The following is a 22748-nucleotide window of genomic DNA, read 5'->3' on the forward strand; positions in this document are numbered from 1 at the left end:
CTAGACTGCGCGCCATGAAACCACAGCGCTTAACTCGCGAGCAGAGCAGGGACCAGACGCGCGAACGTCTGCTGAATGCCGCGCACCGGATTTTTCTGAAGAAAGGCTATGTCGCCGCGAGCGTCGAGGACATCGCGGCGGCGGCCGGCTATACGCGCGGCGCGTTTTATTCGAATTTCCGCAGCAAGTCGGAACTGCTGCTCGAACTGCTCGAGCGCGACCATGATTCGGTGCGGGCCGATTTCGAGGCGATCTTCGAGGTGGGCGGGCCGCGCGAGCAGATGGAGTCGATGGCGCTCGCGTACTACCGGACGCTGTTTCGCGACGACGAATATTCGCTGCTGTGGGGCGAGGCGAAGCTGCAGGCGGCGCGCGACGCGAAGTTTCGCGTGCGCTTCAACCAGTTCCTGCACGGCAAGCGGCTGCAGATGGCCGAATTCATCCAGCGCTTCGCCGAGCGCGCGGGCACGCCGCTGTTGCTGCCGGCCGAGACGCTCGCGTTCGGGCTGATGTGCCTGTGCGACGGCGTTCAGTCGTACTACACGGCCGATCCGCAACATGTTTCGGCCGACGTGGCCGAATCGGTGCTGGCGGGGTTCTTCGCGCGGGTCGTGCTGGGGCGCGCGCCGGACTGAACGGGCCCGGTACAGCTCAGCGCTCGCCGGTCATCCGCCGGTACGCGTCGAGCAGCGACGTCTTGTAGACGACGCCCGCGAGCGTCGGCTCGGCCTCGCTTTCGATCACCGGCAGCCGTTCGCCCTGGAACGCCATGAAGCGCTCGAGCGCGGTCGCGAGCGGCATGTCGGGCGTGAGCAGCGGAAACGGCGTATGCGCGTAGTGCGCTGCCGTCTTGTCGGTGGTGTCGCGCTTGTCGAGCAGGTCGGACGTGATGTCCTTCAACGCGACCGCGCCGCGGAAGCGCCCGGCGTCGTCGGTCACGTACAGATACTTCACCGGATATTCGAGAAACACGCGCGTCATGTCGGCGACGCTCGCGGTGAGCGGCACGACCGTCTGCGCGGGCTGGATCAGCTCGCGCATCTGGGTGGTGCGCAGCCGCAGCCGTTCCTGCGCGTCCTGGTGGTGGCGCAGCGTGATCTCGTACATCGACGTCGTGCCCGTCGCGCGCGCGACGAAATACGCGAACACGCACGACACCAGCAGCGGCAGCACGACCTGGTAACTGAGCGTCATCTCGAAGATCATCAGGATGGCCATCAGCGGCGCCTGCGTGGCGCCGGCCATGAATGCACCCATTCCGACCATCGCATACGCGAAATACGCGGACGTGTGGCCGGGCCACAGCGCGTTCATCGCGAGCCCGAACAGCGACCCGAACACGGCCCCGACGAACAGCGTCGGCGTAAACACGCCGCCGACCGCGCCCGAGCCGGCGGTCGCCGCGGTCGCGATCACCTTGAACACCAGCACCGCGACGAGCGCCTGCCAGGTCCACGGCGAATGCAGGATCTGGTTCACGACGCTGTAGCCGTTGCCCCACACGTCCGGAATCCACACCGAGATCACGCCGACCACGAGGCCGCCGAGCGCGAGCCGCACCGGCAGCGGCACGGGCAGCCGCTTGAACTGGTTCTTCGACGCATCGAGCAGGTGCAGGAACTGCGGCGCGAGCACGCCGCACAGCGCGCCGAGTACGACGAACAGCAGCACCTCGGGGCCCGTCACGGCCGGGAACACCGGCATCTCGTATGGCGGCCGGTAGCCGGCGAATTCCCGCATCACGATGTTCGCGACGACGGATGCGACGACCATCGGCCCGAAGCTTTCCATCGCGATCGTGCCGAGCACGATTTCGGACACGAAGAACGCGCCGGCGATCGGCGCGTTGTAGGCGGACGTGATGCCGGCCGCCGCGCCGCACGCGACGAGCAGGCGCAGGCGCGGCGGGTCGAAGTGCACGAAGCGGCCGACCAGCGATGCGGCGAGCGCGGCGAGCTGCACCATCGGGCCTTCGCGGCCGATCGAGCCGCCGCTGCCGATCGTCAGCAGCGACGACACGCTGCGCCACAGGCTCTGCCGTACCGGCACGACGCCGTCGCCGAGCGCGACGGCTTCCATGTAGTCGGTGTTGCCGGATTTCCGGACGCCGCGCGTCGCGAGCAGCAGCACGCAGCCGGCGAGGAAGCCGCCCGCGGCCGGCATCCAGAACCGCACGTACCACGGCAGGCTTCGCGCCATCTGCACGAAGCTCCCGCTGTGCCCGGAGATCAGGCGCTGCATCAGGTCGATGCCTTCGCGAAACGCCATCGTGGCGAAGGCGCCGCCGACGCCGACGATGGCCGACCAGATCAGCATCGTATGAGCGTCCGACAGGCGGAACAGCGTCTGGGCGCGAGTGCGCAGCTTCAGCAGGAACGAGAGCACGGCTGAAAGAGGATGATGAAGTGGGCGGAGGAAAACGACGCGAAGCATAGCACTGCGCCGCGCCCGCGGGACCTTCCCGTCGGGCGCGGCGCGTGTCGCGACGTGGTGCGCGGCTCAGCCAAGCCAGCGCTGCACGGCCCAGGTGATCCCATAGCCGCCGGCGATCAGCCAGACGTACAGGATCAGGCCGGTGGTCAGGGCCCGCGGGCCGGCCTCGCGGATCTGCGACACGCGGGTCTCGATGCCGAGCGCGGTCATTGCCATCGTCAGCGCGAAGGTGTCGAGCACGTTCAGCGTGTGCGTGACGTCGGCGGGCAGCACGTTCAGCGAATTGACGATCACGAAGCCGAGGAAGCCGAGCGCGAACCACGGCACCGCCACCTTGCGCTTGCCGTGCGCGCCGTCGGCGCTCGCACCGGCCGGGCGTGCGGAGCGGGCGAGCCACCAGCCGAGCGTGAGCAGCACCGGCACCAGCAGCATCACGCGGGTCATCTTCACGATCGTCGCGACGTGCGCGACCTGCGGGCTGATGTCGCTCGCCGCGCCGACCACCTGCGCGACCTCGTGGATCGTGCCGCCGAAGAACAGGCCGAGGCCGGCCGGGTCGAGATTGAGCAGGCCGGCGTGATACGCGAGCGGGTAGAGGAACATCGACAGCGTGCCGAACAGCACCACGCTGCCCACGGCCATCGCGCTCTGATGCGGCTTCGACTGCAGCGTCGACTCGAACGCGAGCACGGCGGCCGCGCCGCAGATCGCGCTGCCGGCGGCGGTCAAGAGCGCCGCGTCGCGATCGAGCTTCATCACCTTCATGCCGACCCAGGTGCCGATCGCGAGCGTGCTGACGACGACCAGCACCGACACCGTCAGGCCCGGCAGGCCGACCTGCGCGATTTCCTGCAGGCTCACACGCAGGCCGAAGAACGCGACCGCGATGCGCAGCAGCTTGCGCGCGGAAAAGTTGACGCCGGCCGCCCAACTCGCGGGCATGCCGTCGCGCAGCGCGTTACCGTACAGCGCGCCTGCGACGATGCCGACGATCAGCGGCGACAGGCCGAGCCCGGCGATCGCCGGAAGTTGCGACAGACTGGTGACCGCGGCGGCGAACAGCGCGACGAACAGCACGCCGTTCAACTGGCCGCGCATCGACGGGGCGGCGTGATTGAGATGGGGAGTCGGAGCAGTGGACATGGGGCACCGTGATGAAACGGGTTGCGATGGCTTAATCCTAATTTGGTTATATCGATATGAAAAATTGTGATTTGTGACGTAAACTATCCGGAAATCCGATAATTCACGCTCATGACCCCGGATCAACTGATAACGTTCGCGGCCGTCGCCGAACATCTGAACATCAGCCGCGCCGCCGTCGCGCTGCATCTGTCGCAGCCGGCCGTGTCGGGCCAGTTGCGCCTGCTGCAGGACGAGTTCGGCGAGCCGCTGTACCAGCGCGAGGGCCGCGGCATCCGCCTGACGCCGGTCGGCGAACAGCTCGCGCAGTACGCGAAGGCGCAGCGCGACACGTTCGCGCAGGCGCGCGCGTTTCGCGACGCCGTGCGCGGGCTCGACGCCGGCACGCTGCGGATCGGCGCGAGCACGACGCCCGCCAGCTACCTGCTGCCGTACCTGATCGCGGCGTTTCAGCCGCGCGTGCCGCGGGTGGCGATCCACACGATGAGCGGCAATACGGCCGACGTGGTTGCCACGCTGGCGTCGCTCGACATCGCGATGATCGAAGGGCCGCCCGGCGAGGCGCTGCCGCCCGGCACCGCCGTGCATGCGTGGCACGAGGACGAGATCGTCGCGGTCGTGCCGGCCGGACATCCGCTCGCCGCGCCGGACTACGAAGCCGGCGTCACGCTCGACGCACTCGCCGCGCATCCGCTCGTGCTGCGCGAGGAGGGTTCCGGCGTGCGCCAGCTCGTCGAACGCGCGTTCGCGCATGGCGGCGCGCCGATGCGCGTCGCGTTCGAGATCGCGGGCGTCGAGGCCGTGAAGGAGGCCGTGCGCGCGGGGATGGGCGTCGGTTTCGTGTCCGCGATGTCGCTGCGGCACGAGGATGCGGCGCTCGTGCCGCGCTCGCTGGCCCCGGCGCCGCTCACGCGCCATTTCTCGATCCTCGTGCCGCACGGCGCCGCGCCGTCGCGCGTGGCGGCCCAGTTCCTCGACATGTGCATCACGCACGACGACGCATAGGCGCCGACCCGGGTGGTGGAATGCCGGACGCACGTGGGCGGGCGCGCGGCGGCCCGGCCTAGGGATTTCCTCTATGGCGTGCACCGGATGCGAAGCGCACCATCCGTCTCAAGCAAATGGAACCGGTTCCATTCCGGTGAAAAAAGGGCATAAATGGCAGACATCGTGATCGTGGCGAGCGCATTCGGGATGGACCGCGTGCGTCAGGAGGGCCACCGTGCATTCATCGCGACCGCGGCCGCATCCGGCGCGACCGGTTTCGAGGTGCGGCGCGAGCTGTTCGCATCGGACGACGACGCGACGCCCGGCGCGCTGGCCGAGCTTGGCGCGGCACTCACCGCGCACGGGCTGTGGTCGGTCTATTCGACGCCGGCCACGTTGTACACGGAAACCGGCGCGCTCGATGCCGACGCGTTGCGCGACACGCTCGTGGAAGCCGACGCGCTCGGCGCGCGCTTCGTCAAGTTTCAGCTCGGCGGCTTCGCCGGCGACGCGCATGCGTCCGGAATCGTCGCGTTGTCGCGCGGCGCGCGTGCCCGCGTGGTGGTCGAGAACGGCCAGCTGCCGGTGGGTGGCGCGCTCGCTCAATTCAGCGGGCTGTTCGCCGCGTTGACCGACGCGGGCGTGCCCGATGCGCTCGGCATGACGTTCGACATCGGCAACTGGCAGTGGCCGGGCGAAGCGCCGCTCGCGTGCGCGCACGCGCTCGCGCCGCATGTGGAATACATTCATTGCAAGGCAGTCGAGGGCGAGGGCGCGCGCCGTTTCGCGGTGGCGCCGGCGCCGGGCGACACGCTCGTCACGGACGTGCTCGCGGTCCTGCCGCAAGCGGCGCCGCGCGGCATCGAATTCCCGTTCGATGCCGCGGACCTGGCGGGCGATGCCGGCCGGCGCGTGGCGTGGCTCGCCGCCGCGTGACGCAGGAAGGATACGGAGGAATTCACTGATGAAGGCAGCACTCGATGTCGTGACCTACGGCGAAGCGATGGCGATGTTCGTCGCCGCCGAGCCCGGCCACCTCGCGCACGCGTCGCAATTCACGAAACGGATCGCGGGCGCGGACCTGAACGTCGCGATCGGCCTGTCGCGGCTCGGCTTCCGGGTCGGCTGGATGAGCCGGGTGGGCCGCGATTCGTTCGGCGGCTACGTGCTCGACACGCTCGCGCGCGAAGGCATCGACGCGTCGTGCGTGACCGTCGATCCGCGCTATCCGACCGGTTTTCAGCTGAAGTCGCGCAACGACGACGGCAGCGACCCGACCGTCGAATATTTCCGCAAGGGCTCGGCGGCGAGCCACCTGTCGTGCGACGACTACGTGGCCGACTACGTGCTCGGCGCGCGTCACCTGCACTTGACGGGCGTCGCGCCGGCGATCTCCGCGACGTCGTGCGAACTCGCGTTCCAGCTGGCGCGCGAGATGCGCGCGGCGGGCAAGACGATCTCGTTCGACCCGAACCTGCGCCCGACGCTGTGGCCGTCTGCCGACGTGATGGCGAAGACGCTGAACGCGCTCGCGACGCTCGCCGACTGGGTGCTGCCGGGCCTCGCCGAAGGGCAGCAGCTCACCGGGCACGACACGCCCGCCGACATCGCGGGTTTCTATCTGGCACAGGGCGCGCGCGGCGTGGTGATCAAGCTCGGCGCCGAGGGCGCGTACTTCCGCACGGCCGATGGCCGCGAGGGCACGGTCGCGGGCGAGCGCGTCGCGAACGTGGTCGACACGGTCGGCGCCGGCGACGGCTTCGCGGTCGGCGTGGTCAGCGCGCTGCTGGAAGGTCGGTCCGTCGAGCAGGCGGTCGCGCGCGGCAACCGCATCGGGGCGCTCGCGATCCAGGTGATCGGCGATTCGGAAGGCCTGCCGACCCGCGAGGCACTCGATCGGCTCGAAAACGTCAGCAATCGAGCCGATCGCTTAGAGGAAAGCGTCACCGCGCAATGAGAGGCCGGACACGGCACAATCCGCGGACCCATTTCGTGCTTCGTGCACGGTTTTGCATGAGGCCGGAGCAGGCGCCGATGCGCCGACGCCGGTCGATTCCCGAAAGGACGGGACGGGAGCAAGCGCTCGAGCGCCCGCTCCGGTCCACCCAGGAGACACTCTGATGGCAGCCAATCTCGCAGCACGACGCTGGTGGACGATCATGCCGATCGTCTTCATCACGTACAGCCTCGCTTACCTCGACCGCGCGAACTACGGGTTCGCGGCAGCGGCCGGCATCAACCAGGACCTCGGGATCAGCAAGGGCCTGTCGTCGCTGATCGGCGCGCTGTTCTTCCTCGGCTACTTCTTCTTCCAGATTCCGGGCGCGATCTATGCGGAGCGCCGCAGCGTCAAGAAGCTCGTGTTCGCCAGCCTCGTGCTGTGGGGCGCTTGCGCGGCGCTCACGGGCGTCGTCACCAACATCCCGTCGCTGATGGCGATCCGCTTCATGCTCGGCGTGGTCGAAGCGGCCGTGATGCCGGCGATGCTCATCTACATCAGCAACTGGTTCACGAAGAACGAGCGCTCGCGCGCGAACACGTTCCTGATCCTCGGCAACCCGGTCACCGTGCTGTGGATGTCGATCGTGTCGGGCTATCTCGTGCACGAATTCGGCTGGCGCCACATGTTCATCGCCGAAGGCGTGCCGGCCATCATCTGGGCCGTGTGCTGGTGGTTCCTCGTGCAGGACAAGCCGGCCGATTCGCCGTGGCTCACCGCGCAGGAAAAGAGCGATCTCGATGCTGCGCTCGCGGCCGAACAGGCGGCGATCAAGCCCGTGCGCAACTACGGCGAGGCGTTCCGGTCGCCGGCGGTGATCAAGCTGTGCGCGCAATACTTCTGCTGGAGCATCGGCGTGTACGGCTTCGTGCTGTGGCTGCCGTCGATCGTCAAGAACGGCTCCGAGCTCGGCATGGTCGCGACCGGCTGGCTGTCGGCGATGCCGTACCTCGCGGCGACGATCGCGATGCTGGTCGCGTCGTGGGCGTCCGACAAGGTCGGCTCGCGCCGCGGCTTCGTGTGGCCGTTCCTGCTCGTCGGCGCGGCTGCGTTCGCCGCGTCGTATGCGCTCGGCTCGTCGCATTTCTGGATCTCGTACGCGTTGCTGGTCGTCGCGGGCGCCGCGATGTACGCGCCGTACGGCCCGTTCTTCGCGATCGTCCCGGAGCTGCTGCCGAAGAACGTCGCCGGCGGCGCGATGGCGCTGATCAACAGCATGGGCGCGCTCGGCTCGTTCGTCGGCTCGTACTTCGTCGGCTATCTGAACGGGGCGACCGGGTCGCCCGTCGCATCGTATGCGTTCATGAGCGCCGCGCTCGTGGCCGCGGTGATCCTCACGCTGTCCGTCAAACCCCAGGCGCGCGATGCGCACCCGCTCGCGACGCCGCTGCAAGGAAAATGAAAACGATGAAGCCTCGTATCGTCGCGTACAAGCCGCTGCCCGATGACGTGCTCGCGTATCTGCGCGAGCATGCGGAAGTCGTGCAGGCCGACGGCGCCGACGCGCTCGCCGCTGCCCTCGGCGACGCGGACGGCGCGATCGGCGCGAGCCTGAAGGTCACGCCGCAGATGCTCGATCGCGCCCCGCGGCTGAAGGCCTGGTCGACGATCTCGGTCGGCTACGACAACTTCGACGTCGCGGATCTCACGCGGCGCGGCATCGTGCTCGCGCATACGCCCGACGTGCTGACGGAATCGACCGCCGATACCGTGTTCTCGCTGATCCTCGCGTCCGCGCGACGTGTGGTCGAACTGGCGGAGTGGGTGAAGGCCGGCCACTGGCATCGCAGCATCGGTCCCGATCTGTACGGCACCGACGTGCAGGGCAAGACGCTCGGCATCGTCGGGCTCGGGCGGATCGGCGGCGCGGTCGCGCGCCGCGCGGCGCTCGGATTCCGGATGCAGGTGCTGTACACGAATCGTTCCGCGCATGCCGAAGCCGAGACCCAGTATGGAGCCCGTCGCGTGACGCTCGACGAACTGCTCGCGCAGTCGGACTTCGTGTGCCTGCAGGTGCCGCTGTCGCCGGAAACGCGTCACCTGATCGGAGAGGCCGAATTCGCGAAGATGAAGCGCGGCGCGATCCTGATCAACGCGTCGCGCGGGCCGGTGGTCGACGAGGCCGCGTTGGTCGACGCGCTGCGCGCGGGCACGATTCGCGGCGCGGGGCTCGACGTGTTCGAGAAGGAGCCGTTGCCGGCGGATTCGCCGCTGCTGCGGATGAACAATGTCGTCGCGCTGCCGCATATCGGCTCGGCGACGCACGAGACGCGCCATGCGATGGCGCGCTGCGCCGCGGAAAACCTGGTCGGCGCGCTTGCCGGCACGCTGCGCACGAACCTCGTCAATCCCGACGCGCTCGCGCGCGTCTGAGCGGGGGCGGTCAGCCGGCGGGGCCGCCGGCCGGGTTAGAGGCGATGGTCTTGGTACGGGAGGGCAGGCTGCGTTATGATCGCCCGCTCGTCGCATCGACGACCCGGCCACGCGGCCGGCGGCGTTCGGCGGCGGGCATCCGTGCCAGGTCCGGTGCGGCCGATCGCCGTGCGTTTCAGGCGACCGGAGCGGGCGCGAACGCGCCGGCTTCGATCGACCGCGAAGCAGGGGGGCGGCGGCGTCCGCCGGGTGGCTTTCGTATCCAACAACAAAGGTCCGTTCGCACACGAAGCGGCGCGGATCGTACGTCGCGAGGCACGACTTGAGCGATTCGCAACCTTCCACGCAGCGTCCGGCGACGATCAGCGACGTCGCACGCGAAGCCGGCACGGGCAAGACCAGCGTTTCGCGCTATCTGAACGGCGAGACGCACGTGCTGTCCGCCGATCTGCGCCAGCGGATCGAGGCGGCGATCGCGCGCCTCAACTACCGGCCGAACCAGATGGCGCGCGGGCTGAAGCGCGGCCGCAACCGGCTGCTCGGCATGCTCGCGGCCGACCTGACCAATCCGTATACCGTCGAAGTGCTGCAGGGCGTCGAGGCCGCGTGCCACGCGCTCGGCTACATGCCGCTCATCTGTCATGCGGCCAACGAGGTCGAGATGGAGCGGCGCTTCCTGCAGCTGCTCACGACCTACCGGGTCGAAGGGCTGATCGTCAACGCGCTCGGCGCCGAGGAAGACGTGCTGCGCCCGCTGCGCGGCGCCGGCATTCCGGCCGTGCTCGTCGACCGGACGGTCGAGGGCTTCGAGGCCGACCTGATCGGGCTCGACAATACCGAGGCGATCGAGACGGCGATCGCGCACCTGGTCGCGCGCGGCTTCGATGCGATCCATTTCGTCGTGCAGCCGTTCGAGCGCGTCAGCTCGCGGCGCCTGCGCGAGGCCGCGTTTCGCGCGGCGCTCGACGCGCGCGGACTGCCGGTGCCGCCGACGGTCGTGCTCGACCTGAACGAGCCCGCCGCGGCCGCGGCGGCGCTTGCCGACGTCGACGCGCGCATCGACGACGCGGCGCGGCGCGGCGTGCGTGCGGCGCTGTTCGCCGCCAACGCGCCGGTCGCGCTCGCGATCGCGCGCCATCTGCGCGCGCGTTTCGGCGCGGCGTGGCAGGAAAAGGCCGCGCTGCTGTCGATCGACGATCCGGAGTGGGCCGAGCTGATCGGCATCACGACCATTCGTCAGCCGACCTACGAGATCGGCTACAAGGCCATCGAATTCGTGCACGAGCGCATCGACGGCGCGGCCGGCGACGTGCGCGTCGCATTGCTGCCGGGCGAGCTGATTGCGCGCGCGTCGACCGCAAGCTGAGTATCATTCGGGGCACGCGGCGCGTCAGGTGCGCTGCCCCGAACAAGGAAATTCATGACTGTCGCTCCCGTCACGCTGGCGGTGCTGATCGCCGCCACGCTGATCATCGCGCTACTGCCGTTCGTTCTCTTCCGTCTCCTGCGCAAGCCGCTTTCGCTCGACCGCCGCGACACGATCGTCGGTGTCGCCGTCTTCACGCTGTTCGCGATGATCGTCGAACGCGCATTCCATGGCCTCGTGCTGAGCCAGACGCCCGCCGGAGGCTGGCTCACGCAGCCGCTCGCATTCGTCGCATACAGCGCGCTCGCGACCGCCGTGTTCGAAGAGGTCGGCCGCTATCTCGGGATCCGGTTCCTCAGCCGCCGCTACGGCGCGTCGGCCGGCGACGGGCGCGGCATCGGCTACGGGATCGGCCATGCCGGCGCCGAAGCGTGGTTCGTCGGCGTGCTCGTATGGGGCCAGTGGTCGTATCTCGCGTGGCTCGCGAGCCGCGGCCAGCTCGAGACGCAGCTCGCGGACCTGCCGGGCGATACCGTCGTGCGGCTGCACGTGATGCTGGCGACCTTGTCGGCACAGTCGATGCTGCTGTTGCTGCTCGAGCGCTGCTCGGCGTTCGTGGTGCAACTCGCGCTGTCGGTGCTGGTCTGGCGCGGCGTGCGCGCCGGCCGCGCGGGCGTGCTGCCGCTCGCGATCGTGCTGCATGCGCTGGCGGTCGCGCCGGCGCTGCTGTATCAGGTGCGCGTGCTGCCGGCCGGATCGCTCGAGGCCGTGTATTTCGTGCTGGCCGCGATCCTGGTCGCCGTGCTGGTGAAGACGTGCCGGTCGCCGCGTGCGGCGGCCTGACGGGAGAGGCGGAATGGACGACTATCTGATCGAATGCCAGAGCGCCGAATTCGACGCGCTCGCGCGCGTGATCTGCGATCTCTTTCCGGAGCAGACGCGCTTTGCCGAAAGCAGCGACGCACGCGGGCGTTTCCTGTCCGTGCAGTGGCTCGCGATGCGTTTCGGTTCGACGCCGAAACGGATGACGCTCGACGTCCGCATCGTGCCGGCCGCGCTGGCGCGCTATCTGGCGCTCAGGCCGATGCAGCGCGCCCGCAGCCATGCGGTGCTGCACGCGTACACGGAAGCGATGCTGGGCTCGCTCGAGGAGCGGCACGCGGCCGGCGAGGCCGTCGAGCGCGACGCGGAACTCGAACTCGACGAAGACTTTGCCTGAACGTTGACGTGAACGCGCACGCCGGCGCGATGCCGGCGTCGCGCGCGACGCGTTACGCGTCGCGGTAGACCTGCGCGAAACGCTGCGCCTGGACGACGCCGTAGTCGCCGGGCGCATACTGCATCACCCAGTCGCCGGCGACGCCGCGCAGCGTGTCGCCGTTTTCCGAGCGGGCGATCGTGAACGGCTCGTCCATCCGGCGGGCAAGCACGACGGCTGGCCGGTTCCGATAGGCGCCCGGCGCACCGTGCGCGAGTGCCGGATCGGCGGGCAGGTATTTCGCGTCGAAGCGTGCGCGCGACACGACCCAGCGGTCGCCGGTCGAGCCGGTGATCAGCGCGTCGCCGGCGACATAGCGGTTCGGGCCTTCGAGGCTCATCAGTTCGCCGTCGGCCTCCGCGAATGCGACCGTGACGGTTTCGTCCTTCACGACGCGACGGGCCTGCGGGTCGGTACGCAGATCGATGTGCTTGAGTTCGAGCATGGCGGGGGGAAGTGCGGGAAAAGCCGGCAGCTTATCCCGAATCCGGCGCGCCGTGTGACGCACCGGATTCCTGCGGGATGCGCGACGCCGTTCGGCCCGGGCGGGCAGCGCGACGCCGGCGGGCGGACGTCAGGGTTGTGCGGGCGCGCTTGCGGCCGGTGCGGCGGCCGCCTTGCCTTCCTTGCTCCCGGCCTTGCCCTTGCCGCGATGTTCGCCGCCGTGATGCAGCCAGCTGCGGAATGTCGTGTCGGCGAGGGCCTTCTGGTCGGCCGGGAAGCTCTCGTAGAGCGGCGCGAATGCGTCGGCGAGCTTCTTCGCGCCGTCCGCGTTCGCCTGCGCGAGTTCCGCGTACTGCTTCATGTCGTCGACCGCGGACACGTTCTGGCTTTCCATCCGCGTGCGATAGAGGCGGCCCATCGTGTCGCCGTTTTCACGCATCGTCTCGGCGAACGTCTTCCATTGCGGCTCCTGCGCCGACGTGATCTTCAGCTGATCGTGCAGGTACTTGATGCGTTGCTCGATGCGCGCTTCGTGGCGCGCCGCGCGCTGTTCGGCGCTCGGGGCCGATGCGGCCGTCGCCGTCGACGGAGCGGGCGTTTGCGGTTGCGGCGGCGTTTGCGCGAATGCGCTGGCCGCAACGGCGAGCGTGGCGAGGGTGAGCGAGATTTTCTTCATGGTTGGCTCTCCGGGGTGGTGTCGTGCGAGCGGGCACGGTGGCCGATGCCGCGAGCGCGCCGCTCTTGTCACCCGTTATTAGTAGCACGTCGCCTGAAACGCAACAGCGAAAGCGACACTTGCTTACATCCGATACGAATCGAAATTGAAAGGGACATAGCGGGCGGGCGACGATCAACGGCGTTCGATCGACACGTCGGACGCCGCACGCGAACGAGGCGGGCGATGCGAACGCGTGAGCCCGTGACCGCGTGCGATGCCGTTTGGGCGCACCGGCGTTAGGCGCTATCATCGCGTCACGTTCCATTTCGCCGGCGCGTTGCACGCCGGCCCAGCCTCATGCGTCCACCTCGCCTCGACCAACTCGACGACCTCGACCGGCAACTCGTCGCGCTGCTGCAAGCGGATGCGCGCGCAAGCGTCGCCGATCTCGCGCGACAACTCGACGTCGCACGCACGACGGTCGTCGCGCGCATCGCGCGGCTCGAGCGCACCAACGTGATCGCCGGATACAGCGTGCGGCTCGGACAGGACGTGCTCGATGCAAGCATTTATGCGTACGTCGGCATCATCCTCACGCCGAAGTTCGGCAAGGACGTGCTGCGCAAGCTCGACCGGATGCCCGAGGTGCAGCTGTTGTGCGCGGTGAGCGGCGAATACGACTATGTCGCATGGCTGCGTGCGGATTCGCCGGAGCGGCTCAACGATCTGCTCGACCAGATCGGCACGCTCGAAGGCGTCGAGCGCACGACGACGTCGATCATCCTGTCGCGCAAGATCGATCGCGGCACGATTGGCGGATGACGTATCGCGAGCGGTGTCGCGTGTGACATCGCGGCGCGTTTCGATTCGTCGCGTCGGTTTCTCCTCCTTTCCCTTTTCCTGATACCCGCCGACGGCGCTCGCCGCAGGGCGGGGCGTTGCCTCGCGCATCTTCCTCCTTGCATGTTCCTTCGTGCCCGTCCAAACGCGCCCATCGCGGCCCGTTTGCGGCGCGTCATATACGCGATTTTTAGACGATTTGGTCGTTATGACGAAATTAGTCGTCATATCGTCGAATTAAACGGTCGTTTCGCATCATTCTTCGTCTTGGAACTGATTTTGCGCGTCCCTAAACTGTGTTCATGGCTCGACGCCGTACACACCAACACCAAACTCATCATCAGGAGATAAGCGCATGAAAATCGCCATCGTCGGCGCAGGTCTGATCGGCCACACCATTGCTCACATGCTGCGTGAAACGGGCGACTACGAAGTGGTCGCGTTCGACCGCGACGCGGATGCGCTCGCTAAGCTGTCGCGTGAAGGCATCGCGACGCAACGTGTCGATTCGGCCGACGCCAATGCGATCCGTGAAGCCGTGAAGGGCTTCGATGCGCTCGTCAACGCGCTGCCGTATTACCTCGCGGTCAACGTCGCCGCGGCGGCCAAGGCTGCCGGCGTCCATTACTTCGATTTGACCGAAGACGTGCGTGCGACCCACGCGATCCGCGAACTGGCGGACGGTTCGGACCGCGCGTTCATGCCGCAATGCGGCCTCGCGCCGGGCTTCATCGGCATCGCCGCACACGAGCTCGTGAACGGCTTCAGCGAAGTGCGCGACGTGAAGATGCGCGTCGGCGCGCTGCCCGAGTATCCGACCAACGCGCTGAAGTACAACCTGACGTGGAGCGTCGACGGCCTGATCAACGAATACTGCCAGCCGTGCGAAGCGATCCGCGACGGCCGCAAGCAGTGGGTGCAGCCGCTCGAAGGCCTCGAGCACTTCTCGCTCGACGGCACCGAATACGAAGCGTTCAACACGTCGGGCGGCCTGGGCACGCTGTGCGAAACGCTGTCGGGCAAGGTCGAGACGCTCGACTACAAGTCGGTGCGCTATCCGGGCCACCGCGAACTCGTGCAGTTCCTGCTCGAGGACCTGCGCCTGTCGAGCGACCGCGACACGCTGAAGTCGATCATGCGCCGCGCGGTGCCGTCGACGAAGCAGGACGTCGTGCTCGTGTTCGTCACGGTGACGGGCGTGAAGGACGGCCAGCTCGTGCAGGACGTATTCACGCGCAAGATTTTCGCGAAGGACGTGTGCGGGATGCACATGAGCGCGATCCAGATCACGACGGCCGGCGCGATGTGCGCGGTGCTGGATCTGTTCCGCGAAAAGAAGCTGCCGCAGAGCGGTTTCATCCCGCAGGAAAAGGTGTCGCTGAAGGCGTTCCTCGCGAACCGCTTCGGCAAACTGTACGAAGGCGGCACGATGGAGCGCGTGCACGAAGTCGCCTGACGACGGTCTCCGGCACGAGGACCGTGCGACGCCGGGAGCGCAACAGCGCTTCCGGCGTTGTTTTTTTAGCGCGTCGCGGCGGGGAGAGCAGGGCGGTGCGCGCCGCTCAGGCGGGCAGCGGCGGGACGATCGTTGCCTGCGGCGCCGGCGGTGCGATGCGGTACAGCAGCGCATCGATGTCCGCGTCGGACGGCGCGGTGTTGTCGAACATCACGATGCCGTCGCATTCGTGGCCGGTCGGCACGAAGCGGCGTTGCCGGTATTCGTCCCAATGCGCGAGCTTGTATGCGTCGTTCGGATTGCCGCGCGCGACGATCCGCTGGTGCGCGACGTCTTCCGCGGTATGGACCCACACGACCGTCAGCACGACGTCCGGCCCGATGCCGAGCCACGTGCGGTCGAGGATGCGCCGATCACGCACTTCGCGCGACAGCGGGCCGACCACGAGCACGCCGATGCCGAGCGCGAGGTTCTCGCGGGCCGTGTCGAGCAGGCCCTGGTATTCGGGATCGCGCAGGTGCTTCAGGTAGAGCGGGCTGTCGCGATCGTTGGGATCGGAGGTGAGGGCGCCCATCGCGGCCGAACTGTAGCGGCCGTAGAGCGTGTCCTTGTCGAGCAGGCAGAAGGCTTCGCCGGTCGCGCGCATCAGCGGCCCGATCAGCCGCTTCGCGAGCGTGGTCTTGCCGGTGCCGGCATGACCGCAGAAGAAAACCAGGTGCGTCACGAATACCGGCCCCCCGGATCACCGCGCGACGCGTCGCTGCGCTTGTCGCCGCGCGGGAAGACTTCCGCCTCCAGCCACATCGCGTTGATGATGCCGAAGCCGAGCGCCACGCCGATGCCGAGTATCCACGAGAAATACCACATGGGTTTGTCTCCTTGACGGTTGGGCCGCACGGCCGTGCCGTGCGTCTGTCGAAGCGATGTCGTGCGCGTGCCGCGTCGCACGCAGTCCGATCATGACCAATATCGGCGTGTCGCGCAAGCCGGGCCGCCCGCGCGTCAAACCGGTAAACTGATGCGAAAACTGCAACATGACGGACAACATGCTGATCAACTGTGCTGCATACCAGGACGGCCGCAAGCTGGCGGAAATCGATATCGACGCCATCAGCGACTACGTGTCGAAGCCCGAGTGTTTCGTGTGGGTCGCGCTGAAGGATCCGACGCCGGACGAGATCGACCTGATGGGCGAGGAATTCGGGCTGCACGAGCTCGCGCTCGAGGATGCCCGCAAGGGGCATCAGCGGCCGAAGATCGAGGAGTACGGCGATTCGCTGTTCGCGGTGCTGCATATGGTCGAACTCGACGACGACGGCGAATTCAAGGTCGGCGAGCTGAACGTGTTCGTCGGCCCGAACTACGTGCTGTCGATCCGCAACCATACCGAGCAGGACTTCCGAGACGTGCGCAAGCGCTGCGAGCGCGAGCCGCATCTGCTGCAGGAAGGGTCGGCGTTCGTGTTCTATGCGCTGATGGATCAGGTCGTCGACCGCTATTTCCCGATCCTCGAGACGCTCGGCAACGAGCTCGAGGAACTCGAGGACCGCATCTTCACCAAGGCATCGCCCGCGTCGTCGCGCGCGATCATCGAGGATCTCTATTCGCTGAAACGCCGGCTCGTGACGCTGCACCAGCACACCGCGCCGCTGATCGAGCCGCTCGCGAAGCTCACCGGCGGACGCATTCCGCAGGTCTGCAGCGGGATGCAGCATTACTTCCGCGACGTGTACGACCACCTGCAGCGGATCGTGAAGACGATCGAAGGGCGGCGCGAGATGGTCGTAACCGCGATCCAGGTCAACCTCGGGATGATTTCGCTCTCGGAGAACGAGGTGACCAAGCGGCTCGGTTCGTTCGCCGCGCTGTTCGCGATACCGACGATGATCGCCGGCATTTACGGGATGAACTTCGCGAACATGCCCGAACTGCACCTCAAGTACGGCTTCTACGGCTGCATCGCGGTGATGGTCGCCGCCGATCTCGCGTTGTGGTGGCGCTTCAAGCGGGCGGGGTGGCTGTAGCCGGGGGCGCCGCTAGCGCGGGGCGTGCTTGCCGACCACGACGCGCCACGGACGCACGCACCAGGATTTGACGAGGCCGTGCTGCACGTACGGATCGGCGCGGGCGAACGATTCGGCGGCTTCCGGCGAGTCGCCTTCGAAGACGAGCACGGCCCGGTCGGCTGGATCCTGCAATGCGCCGGCGAGCATGAGCTCGCCGCGCTCGGTTGCCGCCTGTGCGAGTGCAAGGTGCTCGGCGCGGTACTGTTCGCGCCGGGACAGGTAATCGTCGACGAGTTCGTAGATCAACTGGTAATGCATGGTCGCTCCCGGAATCGGCCGCCGCAGGATGGCGGGCGGTTGGCTCAGTATAGGGCGCGTTTCGGTCTTTGTCGGGCGTGGATTGCGACGGCTCTGCCGCTGCGCGGCCGGCTGATCCCGGGCGGCTGACGAGATGATTTTCAGGCCCGGACGCCCTTTCTTTAAATGCAACTAACGGTCTAGTTTGGGGTCGCCGTCGCATGGATTCGGGTCATCGCACCGGACCGGATGTCGCCCGCTTTGTCTTCAAGAAAGGCGGGTGTGACCGGCATGTTCCATGCGCATTCCGGGCACGAATTTCGCATGCCGGAGAGGGCGGCCGTGTCGACCGCAAAAAGGGCCGAAGCGAGATATCGGACCGCCCATGCGGACGTCGTGCGAGGGCGTTTCCATTGGCCGCAATGCGACCTATGCTGAACGAATCCGGAGCGAACTTCGTTCGCCCGATTCGTCAAGACGAGGTGTGCCATGCCTGTATCAGCCACCCTGCAGGATTGCCTGCGCCAGAAGTCATCGCGGTACGAAGTCGTGTACCACCCGTATAGCCATACCAGCATGGAGACGGCCGCCGCCGCGCATATCCCCGGCGATCGCCTCGCGAAAACCGTGCTGCTCGAGGACGACGAAGGCTACGTCGCCGCCGTACTGCCGACGTCGCACGCGGTGCGCCTGTCGGACCTCTGGGTCAAGACCGGCCGTCATCTCGTGCTCGCCAGGGAAATCGAACTGCGCGAACTGTTCAAGGATTGCGACCTCGGCGCGTTGCCGCCGGTATGCATGGCGTACGGGATGAAGACTTTCCTCGAGGAACATCTCGCGCAGCAGCCGGAAGTGTATTTCGAGGCCGGCGACCATGAAGCGCTGATCCACATGATGCAGGACGAATTCCTGTCGCTGATGGAGACAGCCGAGCGCGCGCATTTCTCGCACAAGATGCAGGGGATGTGGTTGTCCTGATCGTCCTGTTGCGGGCGGTTTGCGGTAGTTGGAGACGGCGTCTGGCGGGCGGCCGTCGGGGGCGTTGCGTGTCGCCGGTTTTGCCGCAATTGCGTTCACGCTGGGAATCGGTGCTGCCGAGCGACCGGTGAGGCGGGATTCTGGTGGCGTCTGGTTGGGATTTCAGTTGTGTTGTCGGGTGAATTTTGTATTTGACATAATCATAGTTATCGATAAGTTTTGTCCGCTTTTTGCTACACGGAAATGTCGCTGTAGCGGCCGATCTGCCGAGCAACCACAGCCGTATTCATGACACGTCTCGCGCGTTCCGTACGACGTACTCGCGACCGTCTTCCTCGGCCAGCTTCACGTATTGCGCCAGCTTTCCGGATTGGATGTTCTTGAGCACCCACAACGCGGCAATCCGCTGATATTCGTGTCCGGTGTGCCACGCACGCTCCGCGAGCGCCTCGGCATGAGCGGACTTCAGTGCGCCCAACGCAAGCAAGGCACGTCGGCGCACGTATTCGTCCTCGTCGTCCACCAGGCGCAACAGCAGTGCCTCGGCCTCGGCGGCATGCGAACCCAGCCCGCCGAGTCGCGCGGCCAACTGCCATTTGGCGTTCGGCTCCGACGCGTCGATCGAGGCGCGCGCGAGTGCCAGCAACGCGTCGGGTTGCGTCCAGAGCATGCTCGAAATGTGTTCCAGCGCGTGGTCGCGGGCAATCGCGTAAAGCAGATCGGCGCACGCGGTTGCGGTCCAGGCGGCCGGCGCAAGCGAGTCGACGACGGCAAGCGACGCGTCCCACAGCGCTTCCCAATCGCCGTACTCACATTCCCACTCGACACTTCGCTGGCGGACTGGGTATAGCGCCGCCCATTCCCTGAATTTTTCGACCTGTTCGTGCAGTGTGTTCAACGCGTGCATGGAAAGTGTATTGATTGCGGCCTCCGTCACGATGCGATGCATGCGGCGTGAAACTGCGCCATCAGGCGCGGAACGTTGCCCCTGCAGCCCCAAACCGGATGTATCGAGCCGCCCCGCTCGCGACTTTCATCGCGTCGCGCGGCACCCAGCATGCCGCGCGACTCGCATACCGCGCCGGCTGTTCCGGGGCGCTCGTGCTGGTGCTGCGCCGGCCGAAGCAAGCGTCCGCGACGAGCGAATCGGCGTCGTCCGCCACCGGGCAATCCCTGGGCGATTCCGGGCCGTATCTACGGATGTGGGCAGGATTGTGCCAGTTTTGGTCGCGATCGGAGTGTCGGATTGCGCACCGAACATCCACGTGCGACCGCATGCCCTGCCCTGATTCTCTTGGGGAGGCGTTCGGTCAGGCGCGTTCTCGTATCCGGGAGTTTTCATGAAAAACAAAGCTATTGCGATAAGAAAAGTTATCCGGATATTTTCGATAAAAAACAGAAGTGCCCGACGCGTGACGAACGAGCCGGTACACGACATTCCCAGCATTCCGCTGCACAAACCGTCGAATTCACAACGATCGACGCGTGTCGCCGTGTGTGAAAGACGGCGCACCGGCGATCGCGTCGACGCACCTCCTCCAGCACCCTCGCCGCTGCCGCCGCCCTGCATTTGTTCCCGCGACGCAAGACTGTTGGTCCATGGTGGGTATTCGAACTCCGGCCCGCCGCGCCTAGAGTTGCGTCCATCGGATTCATCGATCCGGTCGGCGCTGAAGCCGAAAACCAGTCACCTGTCGAGGCATCTCATGAGCACTTCCAAAGTCATCATCGTCACCGGCGCATCGCAAGGCATCGGCGCCGAAACGGTCAACGCATTCCGCGCCCAGGGCCATCGCGTGGTCGCGACGTCCCGTTCGATCGGGACGTCGGACGCCCCCGATCTCGTCACCGTCGCGGGCGACATCGGCGACCCGGCTGTCGCGCGGCGCGTGGTCGACGCCGCCATCGAGCGCTTCGGCCGGGTCGACACGCTCGTCAACAACGCGGGCATCTTCATTGCGAAGCCGTTCACGCAATACACGGCGGACGACTATGCGGCCATCACCCGCGTGAACCTGGACGGTTTCTTCCACATCACGCAGCGCGCGATTGCGGCGATGCAGCGCAACGGAAACGGCGGCGGTCACGTGGTCAGCATCACGACGAGCCTCGTCGATCACGCGAACAGCAACGTGCCGTCGGTGCTCGCATCGCTGACGAAAGGCGGGCTCAATGCGGCGACGAAGTCGCTCGCAATCGAATATGCGAAGGCCGGCATCCGCGTGAACGCGGTGTCGCCCGGCATCATCAAGTCGCCGATGCACGCGCCCGACACGCACGCGACGCTCGCATCGCTGCATCCGGTCGGCCGGATGGGCGAGATGAGCGACATCGTCGGCGCGATCCTGTATCTCGATTCGGCGCCGTTCGTCACCGGCGAGATTCTGCACGTGGACGGCGGCCAGAGCGCCGGGCACTGAGCCGCAACGTCATGAACATGCGCCGGCGCGGAAGATGCGGGCGCCCCGATGCCGGCGCAGGCGTGGCGTCGGCGCCCCGCTCTGCCCGGTTGACGGCATGGCTGGCCGCGGCTAGCGAGCCCGCCTTGCGGGTGCCTGTTCGAGATGTTCGACGAGAAAGTCAACGAAGACGCGCACGCGCGACGAAAGATAGCGTGCATGCGGATACAGCAGCATGAACGGCCGCGATCGCCCGCCCTGCGCGGACAGCACCTCGGTGAGCGTGCCTTCCCGCAGATCCCGCTCGACGATGAAGCGATAGGTCTGGAACAGGCCCGCACCGCTGCGCGCGAGCGTGACGCCGGCGAGGACGTCGCCCGACGTGCCGTAGCCGCCCGTCGTCGCGACGTCGATTTCCGCCGATCCGTCGCTGAACAGCCATGGAAGCGGCCGGCCGCTGCTTGGAAGCTCGAACTGGATGCATTCGTGCGCGTGCAGATCGTCGACCGTGCGCGGCACGCCGGCGCGCTTCAGATAGCCCGGCGTCGCGACGACGACGAGTTCGGCGTCCTCCAGCTTGCGTGCGACCAGGCTCGAATCCGCTGGCGCGCGGCCGCGGATCGCAAGGTCGAAACCCTCCTCGGCGAAGTCGATGTTGCGATTGCTGAGATGGGTTTCGACGCGTACGTCCGGGTATCGCTCGCGAAACCCGGGCAGCAGCGGCAGCACGCGATAGTGTCCGTATGGCGTCGGCATGCTAATGCGCAGCACGCCGGCCGGCGTTGCCTGCTGCCCCGTCGCTTCGCGCTCCGCGTCGACGAGCTGCGACAACGCATCACGGCATTGCTCGAAATAGCGCCGCCCGGAATCGGTGAGCCGGATCTGACGCGTCGTCCGGACGAACAGGCGTACGCCGAGACGCTCCTCGAGCCGCGCGACCGACCGGCTCACCGCGGCCGGCGTGACGCTCGCGGCCGTTGCGGCAAGCGTGAAGCTACCGAGTTCGGCTGCCAGACAGAACAGCTCGATGCTGCCGAGCAGGAGGTCATCGAATTTTCTCTGCATGGGGGCGGCTCCTGCTTCCTCGTGCCGTCTGGCGCGGCTGCAAGACGGCGAATCCGGCGTGCGCCCGCGACGAGTCACCACGCTTCCGGCCCGCCAGCGCGCGTTGTTTCGCGGCGGGACGCTGAAGCACCGAGTGTGCATGAATCGCCGCCAGGAAACCAGCGTATCTGCGACACCGGTGGTACGCGTTCGCGCCGCGTTGCACCGCGGGCGATTCGTTACATCGCGTGTCGAGTCAATTGCGCGAACGATATTTACCGGCCCCGACCGCCTCACTAGAGTGACTGACAGAGGCCGTGGCGAGTGGCGAGTCGCACGTCCACACCGCGGCCAACTCATCAACGATCCCCGAAGGAGCATGCCATGACGATCGAACAGAAGCTGGCCGAACTCGGCTTCACGCTACCCGAACCGCCGCAACCGCTCGGCAGCTATACGGCCGTCAGTGAGGCCGGCAACCTGTTGTTCATTTCCGGGCAATTGCCGCTCGTCGACGGCAAGGTGGCCTATACGGGGCGCGTCGGCGAACAACTGGGCGTCGACGACGGCCGGCACGCGGCGCAGCTCGCGGCGCTGAACGTGCTCGCGCAAATCAGAAAGCACCTCGGCGGGTTCGACCGCCTGCATCACATCGTGCGTGTCGAGGGGCACGTCGCGTCCGCTGACGGCTTCCACGGTCAGCCGGCCGTGATCGACGGCGCCTCCGACCTGTTCGCCAAGGTGCTGGGCAACAAGGCCGGACATGCGCGCTCGGCCTTTTCCCACCGCCAGTTGCCGGCCGACGCGGCGGTGGTCCTGGTCGTGATCGCCGAAGTCCGCCCGGCGTAACCGGGTTGCCGAAGGCCCGGGCGACCGCGATTCCGGCGCGGCCATCTGCCCTGCCATCGCTGAATCGTCCGGTCCGGGTCGTCTTTTCAATATAAGGGTTTGATCGCCCGCGAGCCTTGTCCGGCAAGGCTCGCCACGATCTCGATACATTGAAATACAAAATATCGCATGCGATTTAATCGAATCCGCTTGACGAGACCGACCATCTCAACCAAACT

At 67.0% G+C, this 22748-nt stretch carries 24 protein-coding genes; 15 read left to right on the forward strand and 9 right to left on the reverse strand.

Going from position 1 to position 22748, the window contains the following annotated elements; genetic code table 11:
- Nucleotides 1-14 precede the first annotated feature (14 nt).
- The gene (locus WS49_RS02730; protein WP_059524255.1) at nucleotides 15-635 is read left to right on the forward strand and encodes a TetR/AcrR family transcriptional regulator; all 621 of its coding nucleotides are present in this window, start codon (nucleotides 15-17) and stop codon (nucleotides 633-635) included.
- Between the two features lie 16 nt (nucleotides 636-651).
- Here WS49_RS02730 and WS49_RS02735 read toward each other — a convergent pair whose 3' ends face one another.
- The gene (locus WS49_RS02735; protein ID WP_218921275.1) at nucleotides 652-2385 is read right to left on the reverse strand and encodes a ClcB-like voltage-gated chloride channel protein; all 1734 of its coding nucleotides are present in this window, start codon (nucleotides 2383-2385) and stop codon (nucleotides 652-654) included.
- 114 nt (nucleotides 2386-2499) lie between these two features.
- On the reverse strand, nucleotides 2500-3576 hold the full coding sequence (locus WS49_RS02740) for a YeiH family protein (RefSeq protein ID WP_059524260.1): 1077 nt from the start codon (nucleotides 3574-3576) through the stop codon (nucleotides 2500-2502).
- A 111-nt stretch (nucleotides 3577-3687) separates the two neighbouring features.
- Here WS49_RS02740 and WS49_RS02745 point away from each other — a divergent pair, with 111 nt between their 5' ends.
- The 8 genes from WS49_RS02745 (at nucleotide 3688) to WS49_RS02780 (ending at nucleotide 11520) form a co-directional block, all read left to right on the forward strand.
- The gene (locus tag WS49_RS02745; RefSeq protein WP_059524262.1) at nucleotides 3688-4581 is read left to right on the forward strand and encodes a LysR family transcriptional regulator; all 894 of its coding nucleotides are present in this window, start codon (nucleotides 3688-3690) and stop codon (nucleotides 4579-4581) included.
- Nucleotides 4582-4734: 153 nt separating this feature from the next.
- Nucleotides 4735-5499, forward strand: a complete 765-nt coding sequence (locus WS49_RS02750; RefSeq protein WP_059524264.1) for a TIM barrel protein — start codon at nucleotides 4735-4737, stop codon at nucleotides 5497-5499.
- 28 nt (nucleotides 5500-5527) lie between these two features.
- Nucleotides 5528-6520 carry a sugar kinase gene (locus WS49_RS02755; protein ID WP_059524266.1) on the forward strand — a complete coding sequence of 331 codons (993 nt, stop codon included), beginning with the start codon at nucleotides 5528-5530 and terminating at the stop codon, nucleotides 6518-6520.
- A gap of 163 nt (nucleotides 6521-6683) precedes the next feature.
- Complete coding sequence (locus tag WS49_RS02760; protein WP_059524268.1) at nucleotides 6684-7964, forward strand: MFS transporter; 1281 nt, start codon at nucleotides 6684-6686, stop codon at nucleotides 7962-7964.
- 5 nt (nucleotides 7965-7969) lie between these two features.
- Nucleotides 7970-8935 (forward strand): 2-hydroxyacid dehydrogenase, encoded by a 966-nt coding sequence (locus WS49_RS02765; RefSeq protein WP_059524540.1) that lies wholly within the window; start codon nucleotides 7970-7972, stop codon nucleotides 8933-8935.
- A gap of 322 nt (nucleotides 8936-9257) precedes the next feature.
- Nucleotides 9258-10301: a LacI family DNA-binding transcriptional regulator gene (locus tag WS49_RS02770; protein WP_059524270.1), complete on the forward strand. Its 1044-nt coding sequence runs from the start codon at nucleotides 9258-9260 to the stop codon at nucleotides 10299-10301.
- Nucleotides 10302-10355: 54 nt separating this feature from the next.
- On the forward strand, nucleotides 10356-11144 hold the full coding sequence (locus WS49_RS02775) for a YhfC family intramembrane metalloprotease (RefSeq protein ID WP_059524272.1): 789 nt from the start codon (nucleotides 10356-10358) through the stop codon (nucleotides 11142-11144).
- A 13-nt stretch (nucleotides 11145-11157) separates the two neighbouring features.
- Nucleotides 11158-11520, forward strand: coding sequence for a DUF3022 domain-containing protein (locus tag WS49_RS02780; RefSeq protein ID WP_059524274.1), 363 nt, complete (start codon nucleotides 11158-11160; stop codon nucleotides 11518-11520).
- A gap of 52 nt (nucleotides 11521-11572) precedes the next feature.
- Here WS49_RS02780 and WS49_RS02785 read toward each other — a convergent pair whose 3' ends face one another.
- Both WS49_RS02785 and WS49_RS02790 read right to left on the reverse strand, forming a co-directional pair.
- The gene (locus WS49_RS02785) at nucleotides 11573-12004 is read right to left on the reverse strand and encodes a PGDYG domain-containing protein (RefSeq protein WP_059524276.1); all 432 of its coding nucleotides are present in this window, start codon (nucleotides 12002-12004) and stop codon (nucleotides 11573-11575) included.
- A gap of 129 nt (nucleotides 12005-12133) precedes the next feature.
- Nucleotides 12134-12679, reverse strand: a complete 546-nt coding sequence (locus WS49_RS02790; RefSeq protein WP_059524278.1) for a Spy/CpxP family protein refolding chaperone — start codon at nucleotides 12677-12679, stop codon at nucleotides 12134-12136.
- 339 nt (nucleotides 12680-13018) lie between these two features.
- Here WS49_RS02790 and WS49_RS02795 point away from each other — a divergent pair, with 339 nt between their 5' ends.
- Nucleotides 13019-13483, forward strand: coding sequence for an Lrp/AsnC family transcriptional regulator (locus tag WS49_RS02795; protein WP_006481526.1), 465 nt, complete (start codon nucleotides 13019-13021; stop codon nucleotides 13481-13483).
- A gap of 373 nt (nucleotides 13484-13856) precedes the next feature.
- A complete protein-coding gene (locus WS49_RS02800) occupies nucleotides 13857-14957 on the forward strand; it encodes a saccharopine dehydrogenase family protein (RefSeq protein WP_040144221.1) in 1101 nt (366 codons plus the stop codon).
- A 106-nt stretch (nucleotides 14958-15063) separates the two neighbouring features.
- Here the strand turns inward: WS49_RS02800 and WS49_RS02805 are convergent, their stop codons facing one another.
- Together WS49_RS02805 and cydX are read right to left on the reverse strand one after the other, a co-directional pair.
- Nucleotides 15064-15681 (reverse strand): AAA family ATPase, encoded by a 618-nt coding sequence (locus WS49_RS02805; protein WP_059524280.1) that lies wholly within the window; start codon nucleotides 15679-15681, stop codon nucleotides 15064-15066.
- Complete coding sequence (cydX, locus tag WS49_RS32795; protein WP_063888607.1) at nucleotides 15678-15824, reverse strand: cytochrome bd-I oxidase subunit CydX; 147 nt, start codon at nucleotides 15822-15824, stop codon at nucleotides 15678-15680. Before cydX ends, WS49_RS02805 begins: the two co-directional genes overlap by 4 nt.
- A 179-nt stretch (nucleotides 15825-16003) precedes the next feature.
- Here cydX and corA point away from each other — a divergent pair, with 179 nt between their 5' ends.
- Entirely contained in the window at nucleotides 16004-16981 is a 978-nt protein-coding gene (gene corA, locus WS49_RS02810; protein ID WP_059524542.1) for a magnesium/cobalt transporter CorA, read from the forward strand.
- A 12-nt stretch (nucleotides 16982-16993) separates the two neighbouring features.
- Here corA and WS49_RS02815 read toward each other — a convergent pair whose 3' ends face one another.
- Complete coding sequence (locus WS49_RS02815) at nucleotides 16994-17281, reverse strand: YciI-like protein (RefSeq protein ID WP_059451388.1); 288 nt, start codon at nucleotides 17279-17281, stop codon at nucleotides 16994-16996.
- Nucleotides 17282-17749: 468 nt separating this feature from the next.
- Between WS49_RS02815 and WS49_RS02820 the strand changes: the two genes are divergently transcribed.
- Nucleotides 17750-18238 (forward strand): aminoacyl-tRNA deacylase, encoded by a 489-nt coding sequence (locus tag WS49_RS02820; RefSeq protein WP_044848239.1) that lies wholly within the window; start codon nucleotides 17750-17752, stop codon nucleotides 18236-18238.
- 286 nt (nucleotides 18239-18524) lie between these two features.
- Here WS49_RS02820 and WS49_RS02825 read toward each other — a convergent pair whose 3' ends face one another.
- Nucleotides 18525-19187, reverse strand: coding sequence for a HEAT repeat domain-containing protein (locus WS49_RS02825; RefSeq protein WP_059596277.1), 663 nt, complete (start codon nucleotides 19185-19187; stop codon nucleotides 18525-18527).
- A 757-nt stretch (nucleotides 19188-19944) separates the two neighbouring features.
- On the opposite strand from WS49_RS02825, the gene WS49_RS02830 reads away from it, so the two are divergent.
- Complete coding sequence (locus tag WS49_RS02830) at nucleotides 19945-20658, forward strand: SDR family NAD(P)-dependent oxidoreductase (RefSeq protein WP_059524283.1); 714 nt, start codon at nucleotides 19945-19947, stop codon at nucleotides 20656-20658.
- 111 nt (nucleotides 20659-20769) lie between these two features.
- On the opposite strand, the gene WS49_RS02835 is transcribed toward WS49_RS02830, so the two are convergent.
- Nucleotides 20770-21702 carry a LysR family transcriptional regulator gene (locus WS49_RS02835; protein WP_059524285.1) on the reverse strand — a complete coding sequence of 311 codons (933 nt, stop codon included), beginning with the start codon at nucleotides 21700-21702 and terminating at the stop codon, nucleotides 20770-20772.
- Nucleotides 21703-22065: 363 nt separating this feature from the next.
- On the opposite strand from WS49_RS02835, the gene WS49_RS02840 reads away from it, so the two are divergent.
- On the forward strand, nucleotides 22066-22530 hold the full coding sequence (locus WS49_RS02840; RefSeq protein ID WP_059524287.1) for a RidA family protein: 465 nt from the start codon (nucleotides 22066-22068) through the stop codon (nucleotides 22528-22530).
- Nucleotides 22531-22748: the final 218 nt, after the last annotated feature.

It is taken from the genome of Burkholderia sp. RF7-non_BP4 (assembly GCF_001521935.1).
In the GTDB taxonomy this organism is placed as follows: domain Bacteria; phylum Pseudomonadota; class Gammaproteobacteria; order Burkholderiales; family Burkholderiaceae; genus Burkholderia; species Burkholderia diffusa.